General features: G+C 67.6%; 9 protein-coding genes. 2 read left to right on the top strand and 7 right to left on the bottom strand.

Annotated features, from left to right (window positions below):
* Nucleotides 1-17: 17 nt before the first annotated feature.
* From AC3G2C_RS03985 to AC3G2C_RS03965, 5 genes are all read right to left on the bottom strand, one after another.
* Nucleotides 18-3059 (bottom strand): efflux RND transporter permease subunit, encoded by a 3042-nt coding sequence (locus AC3G2C_RS03985; RefSeq protein ID WP_488383325.1) that lies wholly within the window; start codon nt 3057-3059, stop codon nt 18-20.
* Nucleotides 3056-4102, bottom strand: coding sequence for an efflux RND transporter periplasmic adaptor subunit (locus AC3G2C_RS03980; RefSeq protein WP_488383324.1), 1047 nt, complete (start codon nt 4100-4102; stop codon nt 3056-3058). The genes AC3G2C_RS03985 and AC3G2C_RS03980 overlap by 4 nt, the downstream gene beginning before the upstream one ends.
* The gene (locus AC3G2C_RS03975; protein ID WP_488383323.1) at nt 4099-5409 is read right to left on the bottom strand and encodes a TolC family protein; all 1311 of its coding nucleotides are present in this window, start codon (nt 5407-5409) and stop codon (nt 4099-4101) included. Before AC3G2C_RS03975 ends, AC3G2C_RS03980 begins: the two co-directional genes overlap by 4 nt.
* 130 nt (nt 5410-5539) lie before the next feature.
* Nucleotides 5540-6961: an ATP-binding protein gene (locus AC3G2C_RS03970; protein WP_488383322.1), complete on the bottom strand. Its 1422-nt coding sequence runs from the start codon at nt 6959-6961 to the stop codon at nt 5540-5542.
* Complete coding sequence (locus AC3G2C_RS03965; protein WP_488383321.1) at nt 6958-7623, bottom strand: response regulator; 666 nt, start codon at nt 7621-7623, stop codon at nt 6958-6960. The genes AC3G2C_RS03970 and AC3G2C_RS03965 overlap by 4 nt, the downstream gene beginning before the upstream one ends.
* 135 nt (nt 7624-7758) lie before the next feature.
* On the opposite strand from AC3G2C_RS03965, the gene AC3G2C_RS03960 reads away from it, so the two are divergent.
* Together AC3G2C_RS03960 and AC3G2C_RS03955 are read left to right on the top strand one after the other, a co-directional pair.
* Entirely contained in the window at nt 7759-10179 is a 2421-nt protein-coding gene (locus AC3G2C_RS03960; RefSeq protein ID WP_488383320.1) for a DEAD/DEAH box helicase, read from the top strand.
* Nucleotides 10176-11018 carry a ribonuclease H-like domain-containing protein gene (locus AC3G2C_RS03955; RefSeq protein WP_488383319.1) on the top strand — a complete coding sequence of 281 codons (843 nt, stop codon included), beginning with the start codon at nt 10176-10178 and terminating at the stop codon, nt 11016-11018. Before AC3G2C_RS03960 ends, AC3G2C_RS03955 begins: the two co-directional genes overlap by 4 nt.
* A gap of 78 nt (nt 11019-11096) precedes the next feature.
* Here AC3G2C_RS03955 and AC3G2C_RS03950 read toward each other — a convergent pair whose 3' ends face one another.
* Together AC3G2C_RS03950 and AC3G2C_RS03945 are read right to left on the bottom strand one after the other, a co-directional pair.
* On the bottom strand, nt 11097-13082 hold the full coding sequence (locus AC3G2C_RS03950) for a serine hydrolase domain-containing protein (protein WP_488383318.1): 1986 nt from the start codon (nt 13080-13082) through the stop codon (nt 11097-11099).
* Nucleotides 13083-13216: 134 nt separating this feature from the next.
* On the bottom strand, nt 13217-14389 hold the full coding sequence (locus tag AC3G2C_RS03945; RefSeq protein ID WP_488383317.1) for a dipeptidase: 1173 nt from the start codon (nt 14387-14389) through the stop codon (nt 13217-13219).
* Nucleotides 14390-14428 lie beyond the last annotated feature (39 nt).

The raw sequence follows: 14428 nt of genomic DNA, 5'->3' as shown, positions 1-14428 counted from the left end.
AGCCGCCCGCCCCGGGCCTACGCCACCCTTGCCTCGTTCTTGCGCAGGAACAACCCGATCAGGGTCGGCACCACCAGCAGCACCAGCGGATACTGCAGCATCAGGCCGGCGATAATCGCGATGGCCAACGGCTGCTGGATGCCCGCACCCGCACCCAGCGCCAGGGCCAGCGGCAGCAAGGTGAGAATGGCCGCGAGGGTGGTCATGCTGATCGGGCGCAGTCGGTTGCGACTAGCTTCGCGCAACGCCTGCGCGGCCGGCATGTCCCGCGCCAGCATCACGTACTCGGACACGTAGAAGATCGCCATTTCCGTGCCCATGCCGATGATCATGGTCATGCCCATCATGGCGGTGATGTTGAGGTCCACCCCGCACACCCACAGCGCGATGAACACGGCCGTGGCGGAGAAAAGTGAGCACCCCATCACAATCAAGGCCAGGCCGGGCCGGCCGTACAGGAACAGCAGCAATACAAACTCCGCCACCAGGGCCAGCAGGAACACCTTGCTGAGGCCGAGGAAGGCGATCTGTTGCTGTTGATAGAGGCCGCCGAGTTCATAGCGCACGTCGGCATCGAGCATGCCGGGCTGCGCCAGCAGCTGCTTCACGTCCGCCACGGCCGCGCCCATGCCGCGCCCATCGATGCGCGCGGTCACCGCCACCATCTGTTCAAGGTTCTCGCGCGAAATCTGTGGCTGGCCGGTTTCGTGGCTGATGTGCGCCACGCGGCTCAACGGAAACACATGACCATCCGGCGCGCGAATCGGCAAGGCGGCCAGCTGCGGCTCCTTCCACTGCATGGCATCGGGCATGCGCACGCGCACGCCCACGCTCTTGGTGGCCTGCGGCAGCTCGGTGGCCACGGTGCCGTTCAACGCGGTGTTCACCGCCTGAGTCACCGCGCCCACGCTCATGCCCTCCTGCATGGCCTTGTCGGCATCGACCTGTACGTTCAGCGCATCACCGGCGAGCTGCACGCCGTCCTTGATCTCCACCACGCCGGGAATCGAGGCGATGGCCTTGGCGACCTTTTGCGCCTGCGGCACCAGCTCGTCCGGATGGGCGGCGTACAACTTGATCTCGATCGGCTGCGGCACCGCGGTGAGGTCGCCGATGAGGTCTTCCATCAGCTGCGCCAGTTCCACCTCCACCCCGGGCACCTCGTGCTCCACGCGCTCGCGCACGTCGCTCATCACCTCTTCGGTGGCGCGCGCGTGGTCGGGCTTGAGGCGCACGAAAAAGTCACCGTGATACGACTGCCCAAGGTCGCCGCCCAGGCCCGTGCCCAGGCGCCGCGAGAAGGTATCCACCTCCGGCATGTCGTGCAGGATCGCCTCCACCTGCGCCACCTGGCGGGCGGTTTCCGGCAACGAGGTGCCGGGTTTGGTGTAGTAATCCATCACGAAGCCACCCTCATCCACGGCGGGCATGAACCCCGTGGCGACATGGGTGTAGGCCAGCGCACCGAGCGCGAGCAGTGGCACGGCCACCAGCAGCAGCCACGCCGGGCGGCGATGCAGGCCATCCAGCAGGCGCGTGTGCAGCCGCGACAGTCGGCTTTCGTGACCGATGCCCGGGTCATGCCAGCGCTGGAAGTTCACCAGCCAACGCAGCAACGGCGGCACCACCCAGGCCGTGACCAGCCACGACACCGTGAGCGCGCAAGCCATGGTGATCGACAGCGCCTTGGAGAACGCGCCGGTAACGCCACTGAGCAGGCCCAACGGAATGAACACGATCAAGGTAGCCAGGCTGGAGCCGGTCAGCGGCGACAGGAACTCGCGCGCTGCTGGCAACACCGCCTGCTCGCCGCCGCTCTGCGCATCGCCCGCACGGCGAGCCACGTGCTCCACCATCACGATGACGTCGTCGATCACCAGGCCCACCGCCGCGGCGATGCCGCCCAGCGTCATGATGTTGAAGCTCAGGCCAAGCACCTGCAGCAAGAGCACGGTCACCGCCAGCGTCACCGGCACCACCAGCATGGCGATCAGGGTGACGCGCAGGTTACGCAGGAACAGCAACAGCACGGCGGCCGCCAGCAGCAGACCGATCAGCACCGCGTCGCGCACGCTGTGCGCGGATTCCACCACCAGCTCGCTCTGGTCGTACCAGTTTTTCAACGTGACGCCGGCGGGCAGGCGATACGCGGCCAGGCGCGCGCGTACTTGCTGGGCGATCTGCACGGCATTGCCGTCGGGCTGCTCGTACACGTTGAACAGCACGGCCGGCTTGCCGTCCTCGCTCACCTTCACCCATTGCGGCACGTAGCCATCGTGCACGTTGGCGACGTCACCCAGGCGCACCCAGCCGTGCGCATCGCTCTTCACTGCGATGCGGCGAATGGCCTCCAACTGTTGCAGGGAATGGTCGGCCACCACCAGATAGAGCTTGTTGCGATCCTGCAGGCGGCCCACGGCCTGCAACTGGTTGGCGCCGGAGAGCGCGGTGGCGATGTCGTCCAGGCTCAGGCCGTACTGGGCGAGCTTGCGCGGATCGGCATCCACCTGGACTTCAGCGGTTTCGCCGCCCTGCACGTCCACGTGCGACAGCCCTTGCACCGCGGCCAGCAAGGGCACCAGTTGGTACTGGGCGAGGTCGCGCAGCGCCACCGGCGACAAGGTGTCCGACTGCAGCGCATAGGAAATGATCGGGTAGACCGTGGGGTCCATGCGGCGCACGTTGTAGCTGGCGCCGGGCGGCAAGCTGGGCAGCACGCGCGCGATGGCCGAATCCACCTGCAAGGTGGAGGCGATCATGTCGCGCCCCCAGCCGAAATCGACCGAGATCTGTGCCGAGCCGCGCGTGGTTTCCGAGCGCACGCCCTCCACGCCCGGCACGGTGCGAATAGCCTCCTCCACCGGACGCGTGAGCAGCAGCGAGGTCTGGTCGGCCGGGCGATCACCCGCGTCCAGGTCCACTACTACGCGCGGAAACGAGACTTGCGGGAACAAACCCACGGGCAGCGTGAACGAGCTGGCGAGGCCGGCCACGGCCAGTGCAAACGCCACGATCACGATGGCCCGGGCATGCCGGGCGAGCCAACCGCCTGCACTCATGGCTTGGCTTCCGCCGACGGCTGGCGCACGGCCATGCCGTCGTCGAGCTGGGTAGCGCCCTCGGTCACCAGCGGACGCTTGGCATCGAGTTCGCCGCTCGCCACGCTTTGCGTATCGGACTCGCCCAACAGCTTCACCGGCACGCGCACGGCCTTGCCGTCCGCCACCTGGAACACATAGCGATCGTCTTCATCGCCCTGCACCGCATCGCGCGGCAACAGCCATCCCTGCCACTGCCCCACGACGATGTCGGCGCGGAAACCTTCGCCATTCACCAGCGCGCCATCGGGCACGATTTCCACATCCAGCTGGTGCGTATGCGGATTGAGTGCACGCGCCACGCGACGCACCGTGCCATGCATGGCGGTGCCGCCATCGAGCGGCAGCAGCTCGGCCTTGGCGCCCACCGTCACCTGGCCCAAGGCCACGCGCTCGATGCCCACCGTAACGACCAAGCCATCGCCGCGCTGCAGCGAAAGCAAGGGCGCACCCGGCTGCAACACATCGCCTTGCGCGGCATCCACCGTGACTACCGTGCCATCGAACGGCGCAGTGACATCGAAGCGTGCGGCCTTGCCCTGCTGTTGCAGCAGCGCATCGAGATTGGACTGCGCATCGCCCTGCGCTTTCTCGGCGAGCGCCAGTTGATCGCGCGTCGCCAACTGCTGTGCGAACAATTCCGCCGTATGGGCACGCGCGGCCTGGGCCACGCTCAGCGCACTCTGCGCCTGCTGCATGGCCGCCACGGCGGCGGGTGCCAGCTCAAAACCCAGCAAGCGCTGGCCGCGCTTGACCGATGCACCGGGCGTTACCGCCCACTGCGTGACGCGACCGGCGGCCTGCACGCTCACTACCTGCGCGGCATCGGCGGCGGGGCCGGCCGTGCCATACGCACTGACCAGCGCGGGCAGGCTGCCCTGGCGCAACGGCACCGTGCTCACCGCCGCACTCACCGCGGCCTCGTCCGGTGCCTCGCTGCCGCCGCAGGCGGCCAGCATCAGGGCCGTCGCGGCCACCATCGTCCATCGCCATGCAAGCATCATGGGCTCACCACATCCTGATCGAGAGAGGTGGGCATGCCTCGGCCCACCAGAAGTTCCAGCGCGGCCTGCTGTTCCAGCATGGCCTGTTCGATGGCGATATCGGCCATCGCGCGATTGATGGCCGCCACCTTGAGGTCGGTGTACGCACGCAGGTCCAGCACGCCGGCGCGCCAGGCGTGCTCGGCCTGGGCGGCGGCACGCTGGGCATCTTCCGTGGCCGGCCGCGCGGCATCGCGCTGCCGCTGCAACTGCGCGTACTGGGCCAGCAGGGCCTCCACCTCGTCGTGCGACGTGGCCAGGCGCGTGGTGTATTCGATGTGCAATTGCTCGCGCGTCGCCTTGGCGACCGCCACATTGCCCTGGTTGCGATCGAACAGCGGCAAGGCCAGGGTCACTGCCGGGCCGCCGCTGCGCACGCGGCTGTTGTCCTGCGCGGCGTCGTAGCCGAGCGACAACGCGGGAAACTGCGCCAGCACGGCAGCGCGCAAGCCGGCGTCCTGCGCCTGGTAGCCCAGCTGCAGCGCCACCATGTCCGGGCGGCGACGCCGAATGCTGTCCGCCTCGTTCTGGATGGTGGGCGCATCCAGCACAGGCGACGGCAACGTCGCCACCAGCGGCACGCCGGCATCCGGTTTGAGGCCGAGCAGCGCCGCCAATTGCTGTTGCTGGTCGAGCTGACGCCGCTGCAGGTCATGCAGGTTGTTGCGCGCATCCGCCGCCGCGGCCAGGTCGGACGCGGTGGTGAGGCGCTCCAGCGTTCCCGCACCGATCGCCTGCGTCTCGCGTGCCTCGCGCTGCGCCAGCACGTCCAGCGCCTGCTGCTGCAGTTGGAGCTGGCGGGCGCCTTCGACCAGGCCGATCACCAACAGACGCGCCTGGCCAGCGGTTTGCCACTCCTCCCACAGCAGGCTCGCGTCCACCGCCTGCGCGTTGGCGCTGGCGGCCTCGCGACGCGGCCGCAAGGTGATCAACGCGGTGATGTCCTGGCTGATCGACGCTGTCCACGCGGTGCTGTCGCCCACGCCGGAGAGGAGATAGCCCAGGCTGCCACCGAACACCGGGTTGGGCAGCACGCTGTCCTGCACACGTTGCGCCTGCGCGGCGGCGTGACGCGCCTGCACGGTGCGCAGGTCCGGGTTGTTGAGCAGCGCGAGCTTCTGCACGTCGGCAACGTCCAACGGGGCCATGCCCGCGTCATAGCCCCGCAGGGCCGACAGGCTGGCGACGGAGGAAGCCTGCTCGGGAAGCGGCTTGGCTTGGTAGGTGGCGCAGCCGGCCAGGCAGCTCAACGCCAATAACAAGGCCATGCGGCCTGGGCGCCTGCGCCGTGCCGGGCGACGCCGGGTGATCGATGACGACACCGGGAGTTCCGTACGCGGTGGGGGAGTCCCTACCCTAGTGGGCTTCCCTTAGAACACGCTGAGTTGCCCGGCGCGGTCAGCTCTGGCCCGGCAAACCAGGCGCCGCCGCCAACGGCAGGCGTACGCGCACGCGCAGACCACGCCCCAACGGCGAATCGAGCAGGTCGATGGTGGCCTCGTGCAGTTGTGCCGCGCGCTGCACGATGGACAAGCCCAGGCCATAGCCTTCGCCGCGGCTGCCGGTTTCACGGTGAAAGCGGGTGAATACCGCCGCGCGGCGCTCCGGCGGAATGCCCTCGCCGTTGTCGATCACCTCGATCACCGCGCTGCCGTCGTCGACCTGGATCGCCAGCTGCACCATGCCTTGTCCGTCCGGCACGTGGCGCAGGGCGTTCTCCAGCAGGTTGCGCATCAAGGCCGCCAGCGCCACCGCGTGGCCGTCGACCCACACGGCCCCCTCGGGCAGGTGCACGTCCAGTTCGGCGTCGCTGTCGGCGATGACCGAAGACAACTCCACGATCACCGTGCGCGCCACTTCCAGCAGGTCCACCGGGCTGCGTTGCCCGGCGCGCGAACTGCTCTCCAGGCGCGCCAGCGACAACAGCTGCTCCACCCGACGCGCCAGCGCCGCCAGGCTCTCCCGCGCATCGCCCAGGGCGGCATCCGCTTCGCGTGCGTCGCGACTGGCGTGGGCGTTTTCCAGGTTGATCATGGTGGAGGCCAGCGGCGTGCGCAGCTCGTGCGCCACGTCGGCGCTAAACCGGCGCTCGCGCTCCAGGGCGTCTTCCAACTGGTGCAATTGATCGTTCAGCGCGGCCAGCACCGGCTCCAGTTCGCGTGGCGCGCCAGCCACCTCCAAGGTGTCGTGGCTGCCTGGCTTGCGCGCCGCCAGCCGCGTGGCCAGCGCATCGAGCGGACGAAGCCCGCGTCGCACCGCCCAACCCACCAGCAAGGCCAGCACCGGCAAGGCGATCAAGGGCGGCAAGGCGTGCTCCACCCACAGCGCGCGACTGATGTCGCGTCGGCTGTCGTAGCGTTCGGCGGCGCGCACTACCACGCCATCGGCACCGGCCGGCAGGGTGAACAGCCGCCAGCGGTAGTGACCGAAGCGCTGATCCTCGAAACCCACCTGACCGGCCTTTGGCGGGGGCAGGTCGGCCAAGTTGGCCGTCACCATCAAAGTGTGGCCTTGCGCATCGAATACCTGAAAGCCCACTTCCGACTCGTAGGTATGCCCGCGCAGCACCAGTTTCTGCATCGAGGAGTTGGCAATGGGTACGGTCACGCCCTGACCATCGTGCACCTGCAATGCACCCAGGCCAATGTTGCCGATCATCACTTGCAACGTGCGCGCCGATTGCGCGAGGCGACCGTCGGACAGCTCATCCACTTCATGCATGGTGCGCCGCAGGCTGAACATGCCCAGCGGCAGCAATACCAGGGCGATCACGCCCAGGATCAGCCAGCGCAGGCGCGACCGCAAACTGGCCGCGCTCACTGCGGGTCCCGCGGGATCATGTAGCCGAAGCCGCGCACATTGCGGATGGTCTCGAAGCTGAGCTTGCGTCGCAGTGCGTGCACCAGGACCTCCAGTGCGTTGTTGCCGACCACATGGTCCAGGCCGTACAGCGAGTTCTCCAGGCTCTCGCGCCGCACCAGCTTGCCGGCGCTCTCCATCAGGGCCTGTAGCAAGGCGAATTCCTTGCGGGTGAGTTCCACCGGCTTGCCGCGAAAGCTCACCTCGGAGGTACCCAGGTCGAGCGTGAGCGCACCCACGTCGATGCGATTGGCCGCCAGCCCACGCGTGCGCCGGCTGAGCGAGCGGATGCGCGCGGCCAGTTCGTCCACATGGAAGGGCTTGACCAGGTAATCGTCGGCGCCGGCATCGAGGCCATCGACGCGGGCGGACAGCGTATCGCGGGCGGTCATCACCAGCACCGGCGTCTCCACCTTGGCGCGGCGCGCCTCCACCAGCACGTCGATGCCATCGCGCCCCGGCAGGCCAAGGTCCAGCAGCACCAGGTCGGCGGTGCGGTCCTTGATCGCCAGCAGCGCGGTGCGCCCGTCGCGCAACCACGAGACGGTATAGCCCAGCCGTTCCAGCGCGCGCTGGATGGCGGTGCCGAGCTGGTTGTCGTCCTCGACGAGAAGAATGTGCACGGGGCGCGGGTCCGGGCCTGGAATGACAGGGATTATCGGGGATACGACTTATGAAACCCTTAAGCGCTGAAGGTCGCCTGTCTCACCACCTGAGACAGCCACCCGCTGCAATGCCCTCCCCTGCGGAGAGCCTCGATGAACGCGCTGCCGAACCCTTACGCCCAGCGCGCCGCGCGCCAGGATGGCGCCCTTGCCGCGCCCGTCAGTGGCGGCGATCAGCTGGCGCGCCGGTTGAGCCATCGCTACGCGGACCGCATTACCGGCGCCTTCGTGGTGCCGGGCCGCGAGGGAAGCTATGCGCCGCTGCCAGGCGACATGCCCCAAGCGTTGGCTGGCGCGCTGCGCCAGCGCGGCATCGAACAGCTCTATGCGCATCAGGCACAGGCCTGGGAAGCCACCGCGGCCGGCCAGCATGTGGTCATCGCCACGCCCACCGCCTCGGGCAAATCGCTGTGCTACACGCTGCCGGTGATCAGCGCGGCGATACGCCAGCAGGCCAAAGCGCTGTTTTTGTTTCCCACCAAGGCGCTGGCGCAGGACCAGGTGGCGGAGTTGCTGGAGTTGAACCAGGCGGGCGAGCTGGGCGTCAAAGCCTTCACCTTCGATGGCGACACCCCGGGCGATGCACGCCAGGCCATTCGCCTGCACGGCGACATCGTGGTGAGCAACCCGGACATGCTGCACCAGGCCATCCTGCCGCATCACACCAAATGGGCGCAGTTCTTCGAGAACCTGCGCTACGTGGTGATCGACGAGGTGCACACTTATCGCGGCGTGTTTGGCTCGCACGTGGCCAACGTGCTGCGCCGATTGCAGCGCGTATGTGCGTTCTACGGCGTGTCGCCACAGTTCATCCTTTGCTCGGCCACCATTGGCAACCCGGCCGAGCACGCGAGCGCACTGATCGAGCAGCCGGTTACCGCCATCACCGACAGCGGCGCGCCGGTTGGCGAGAAACACGTGTTGCTGTGGAATCCGCCGGTGGTGAATGCCGACCTTGGCCTGCGCGCCTCGGCGCGCTCGCAATCCAACCGCATCGCGCGCACCGCGATCCGCGCCGGCCTCAAGACCCTGGTGTTCGCGCAATCGCGGCTAATGGTGGAAGTGCTCACCAAGTACCTCAAGGACGTGTTCGACAGCGATCCGCGCAAACCGGCGCGCATTCGCGCTTACCGCGGCGGCTACCTGCCCACCGAGCGCCGCGCCGCCGAGCGGGAAATGCGCGCGGGCGACGTGGACGGCATCGTCAGCACCTCCGCGCTGGAACTGGGCGTGGATATCGGCGCACTGGACGTAGTGGTGCTCAACGGCTACCCCGGCAGCGTGGCCGCCACCTGGCAACGCCTCGGCCGCGCCGGACGACGCCAGCAGGCGTCGCTGGGCGTGCTGGTGGCCAGCAGCGATCCGCTGGACCAGTACCTGGTGCGCCATCCTGAGTTCTTCCAGGGTGCACCGCCCGAACACGCGCGCATCGCGCCGGACCAGCCACTGATCCTGCTCGACCACATCCGCTGTGCCTCGTTCGAGCTGCCGTTTCGCCAGGGCGAACTGTTTGGCCCGCAGGACGCCACGCCCTGGCTGGAGGTGCTGGCCGAGGAAGGCGTGCTGCATGCGGAAGGCGAACGCTTCGAATGGATCGCCGACAGCTACCCCGCCAACGCGGTGTCGCTGCGCTCGGTGGCCGATGGCAATTTCGTGGTGGTGGATCGCACCGGCGGACGTCAGACCATCGTCGCGGAGGTGGATTTCAGCGCCGCTTCGCTCACCCTCTACGAAGGCGCCATCCACATGATCCAGTCGGTGCCCTACCAGGTGGAAAAACTCGACTGGAACGGCCGCAAGGCCTATGTCACACGCACCCACGTGGACTACTACACCGACGCCATCGACTACACCAAGCTCAAGGTGCTCGAAGCCTTCGACGGCTCGCCCGCCGGTGCGGGTAGCGCGCATCACGGCGAAGTGCACGTGGCCCGGCGCGTGGCCGGCTACAAGAAGATCCGCTACTACACGCACGAGAACATCGGCTACGGTCCGGTCAACCTGCCCGATCTGGAGCTGCATACCACCGCCGTGTGGTGGCAGTTGTCGCAACGCGCGTTGGAGCAGGCCTTCGACCATCGCCAGCAGGCGCTGGATGGGTTCCTCGCCGCCGCACACGCCCTGCACATCGTGGCCACCGTGGCCGTAATGGCCGAAGCGCGCGACCTGCAGAAGGCCGTGGGCAGCGGCGACGGCGCGTGGTTCGCCACGCCCGATGCGCAGGGGCGCGCCCAGTTGCGCAGCAGCGTTGGCGACCTGGAGGCCACGCCGCAGGGCCCGTTCATCCCCACGCTGTATCTGTACGACGCGTTTCCTGGCGGGGTCGGCCTCAGTGCACCGCTCTACGAACGTCGCGAGGATCTCGTGCGGTTGGCACGCGAACTCGTACAGCGTTGCGATTGCCACCACGGCTGCCCCGCGTGCGTCGGCCCCGTGCTCGCCGCCGACGAGGAAGGAGAACGCTCGCTCAAGGCCCTCGCCACGCGCGTGCTCGACCTGATCGTGGCGTTGTGAGCGCACTCGCCGACAAGCTGCGCGGCCTGCGTCGACAAGCGGGCGTGAGCGCGCCCGCAGCGCCGGCGCCGCGCCCTGCGCTGCCCGACAACGTCGCCGCCCTGCTCGGCGTGCGTCGTCGCGCGCAGGCGCCGCTACCTGCGCAACGCAACCCCAAGCGCGAACCCGACACCCTGCCCGGCCACACCATCGCACCCGGTTTGCAGATCATCGAACAGACGCACGCGTGGCCGCCGATGCCGGAGGCGTTCGACGCAGGCTTTGCGCGCCTTGCCGAAGTCATCGCTCCCGAACGCTTGCTGCTGTTCGATACCGAAACCACCGGACTCGCCGGCGGCACCGGCACGCGCGCCTTCATGATCGGTGCCGCCGACTGGCATCAAGGCAAGCTGCGCGAGCGGCAGTTGCTGATCACCACCTTGGGCGCGGAAGCGGCGATGCTCGATCAGTTTGCCGCGTGGCTGCGTCCCGACACGGTGCTGGTGAGTTACAACGGCAAAAGCTACGACGCGCCCCTGCTCAAGACACGCTACCGCTTGCACCAACGCGCCTGCCCCATCACCGGCCTCGCCCACATCGACCTGCTGCATCCGGTGCGCCGCCGCTGGCGCGGCGTGTGGGAAAACTGCCGGCTCGCCACCGTCGAGCGGCAGCTATTGCAGGTGGTGCGCGAGGACGACCTACCCGGCGCCGAAGCGCCCGCCGCATGGCTGGGTTACCTGCGCGGCGGCTCAGCCGCGCCCTTGCGGCGCGTGGCTCAGCACAACAGCCAGGACTTGCGCAGCCTTGGCGGCATTCTGCTGCGCTTGGCCAACGGCGCGGAGCTCGAAGCGCCCTGAGCCCGCTCCGTGCATGCGCGGCCAGGATCGAAACACCGGAGGCGGATGGTGAGGTCGCCACCATCCGCCGCGCTGCATTCAGTTCGTCGCGTCGTACACGTACTCGTGCTGGCCGTCCCGCAGGATCAGCTTGCGCTGCGCGGGCGTGCCCGCCACCACGAATTCGAAGCCGTCCGCGCCAGGCGAGATGGTGACGAACGACAGGCTGCCGTCGTCGTTCTTGCGCGTGGCGACTTCGCTGTGCCATGCGCCAAAGTTGAACACGGTGGCCTTGCCATCGTGATCCACCTGGATCGCGCCGAGCGCGGTGTTCTGATAGCGCCCGGCCAGCTGCGCGGCCAACGCCGGGTCGGCGGGCACCACCAGGCGTTTGCGTTCGGCGGCAATCTGCGCCTTCAGACGCTGCACGCCCGCATCGATATCGCCCTGCGCCAGCGGCTTGCCATCGAACAGCACTTCCAGCAGGCGACGCTGGAACGGGCCGCGGATGAATACACCGGCATCCGCGTTGGTGAGAATCACCGCACCCACGCCCTGCTCCGGCAGCCACAGCATGTCCGAATGGAATCCGGTGAGGTCGCCACCGTGATGCACCACGGGTATGCCCCAGGTGTGGTCCACCATCAGGCCCATGCCATAACTGGCGGTGCTGCCGATGGCGACATTGGCCTTGCGCCGCTCCAGCAGGGCCGCCTTGGACACATAGCGATCCCCGTTGGGTAACAGGCCGTCGGCCAGCTCCATCTGCACGTAGTGCAACAGGTCGCTCACCGAACTCCACGCCGCGCCCGCCGGGCGCGCCGCGCGAATGGAGTCGTTGATGCCCATGCCGGCCACCGCCGTATGTCCATCGACATCCAAGCCATGCGGCGTGGCGTGATCGGCCAGCAGCGCGCGGTCGTAATCGAAGGTGGTCAGGTGCATGCCCAGCGGATCGAATACCTGCTTCTGCATGGCCATGTCATACGCCGCGCCCAGCTCCAGGTTGGGGTAAAGCACATGCGCACCGATGTAGCCCGCCGCTGCGGCCATGAGGTTGGAATACTGAAAGAGTTCGCCGAACTTGCTGGTGGGCTGCATGCCGGCCAGCGCCTTCATCACGGTTTCGGGCGTGGCGTCGCGGCTGTTGAGCAGCCACTCCATGTCCTGCCGCGGCATGCCGGTGCAGGCGCAGATCAGGTGACGCATCAGCACTTGCTGGGTGGTCTTGGCATCGCCCAACTGGAACGAGGGCATGACCTTGACCACCGGCGTATCCCAGGTGAACTTCTTCTGGTCCACTTCGCGCGCCAGCATCAGCGTGGTGAGCGCCTTGGTGTTGGAGGCGATCATGAACAAGGTGTCGGCATCCACGGCCGCGGGTTTGTTCACCTCCTTCACGCCCAGGCCGCCGGCAAACACCACCTTGCCGTGATCGATCAGGCCAATCGCCACGCCGGGCACGTCATAGGCCTTGCGCGCGTTGTCCACGAAGGTCTTGAGGGTTTCCACCCGGGCCGCATCCAAGGCATGCGCCGGCTTGCCGGCGAAGCTTTCGCGTTGATAGCCCTTGGGCAGCAGGCGGTCGGAAATGGCGCGCACCTGCGACAGGCGCTTCTCCGCCACGGCGTTGGCGAGGTCGTAGATCAAGACGGTGTATTGGCCGTCGTGTCGATACGCGATGGCGGTGACGCCACGCTTGTCGTTGGCGGAGGTTTCGTAGTTGTAGACGCGAATCTGCTCCCAGCTGTCGCGTGGGGCGCTGTCCGTTGCCACTTCCAGTGGCCAGTTCTTGGCCGGGGCGTAGAGCTGCCACGCCTTGGCCACGGCGGCATCGGCATCGCCCGCCTTCACATCCACCAGGACGGCCTGCGAGCCGGCCTCGGGCGCACGCAAGGTGACCTTGGCGCCGCTGGTGCTCGCGCTCCAGCCCGCCGGCAGGATGTATTGGGTACCGCCGGGCGTAGTGCGCGGCGTATCGGCCTTGGCCGCTTGCGCGGCCGCTGGTGTGGGTGTATCGGCCAGCGCATGCAGCGGCATGAGCAGGCACAGGCATCCAAGCAAGGCAACGCGACGCATCGACATGACGCAACCCCCAGGGTGAGGAATCACTCAGTTGGCGGACGCCTCGCGGGACTTCCTGCCCGGGCGCCCGGCGATGGGTACTGCATGGGTGCCGCCGAGTCTACACGGCCCGGCGGCACACGCCAGTGCGTGGCTCAGGCGAGCCAAATATCCTGAAACACGCGACTGAAGTTGAGCCCCAACACTTTCTCCGCCACGCGCTCGCTGTAGCCGTGTTTGACCAGCGCGTCGGCCACGCGTTCCAGTTTGCGCGGCGAGTTGATGTCGGGAATGTAGGGCGGGCGATTCTCGCCCGGTGCGGCCACGCCGCGCTTGACGCGTTCGGCGCTGTCTTTCTCCAGCGCCTTGAGGTCATCGGACGTCACTTCGAAGAACAGCGTGTCGGTGCCGATGCCCACGTGATCTTCGCCGCATACCTTGAGCGCATGCACCATGTGGCGCATGTAATCCTCCAGCAACGGCTGGCGACTGGGTTCGGTAAGGAAAGGCAGCATGTACACGCCCATCACGCCGCCCTTGTCGGCCAGCGCTTTCATCTCCCGATCATCCTTGTTGCGCGGATGGTTGTAGACGCTGCGGCAACCCGCGTGGGTAAACACCGCCGGCTTGGACGAGAGCGCGATGCCCTGCGCGGACGTAGCGCGGTTGGCGTGACTGAGATCGAGTGCCACACCCAGCGCGTTCATCTTCGCGATGGCCTCGCGACCCAGCGGGGTCACGCCATCGGTGTCGCCATCGAGGCAACCGCACCCCAATGGCGATTTGCGGTTGTAGGAAAGCTGCATCACCAGCACGTCCAACTGGCGGAACAGCTCGATGCGATCGAGCTTGTCCTCCAGCATGGTCGCCGCCTCGAAGGAGAGGACCACCGACACCTTGCCCTCGCGCTTGCCGCGCAAAAGGTCATCGTGTGTCTTCACCTTGATGAACCCGTCGGGATACTGATCGAACAGATGCTGGGCCTGCGCGATGGCGGACACGGTTTCCTCGAAGCTGCCGCCAAAGCCGCCCAACGTGGATTTCATCGCACTGATGCCGCTGGTGCGCACGATCTTCACGGCTTCCGCCGTATCCGCATCGCAGCAGAGGCCGCCGATGCCGGCGATGGAATTGGCGTCGAACACAAACGCGCGTTGGTACAGGGCACTACCCGCGCCCGGGGCGTTGCCTGCGGTGACCGCCCCTGCCGCTGCCGCATCCACCGGCAGTGCATGTGCATCGCGCAAGAGAGCGGGCGAGAGCCATGCGGCCAGTGCCGCCTGACCGGAGAGGGCAAGAAAACGACGACGGGTACCAACAGCGTCCATGGGCTAGCCTCGCAGTGGGTTCCTGCGGAGCCTGCCGCA

Source organism: Frateuria sp. sgz306004 (genome assembly GCF_057750885.1).
The sequence above is the reverse complement of the archived record's forward strand: the minus strand, read 5'-3'. Positions and strand labels throughout refer to the sequence as shown.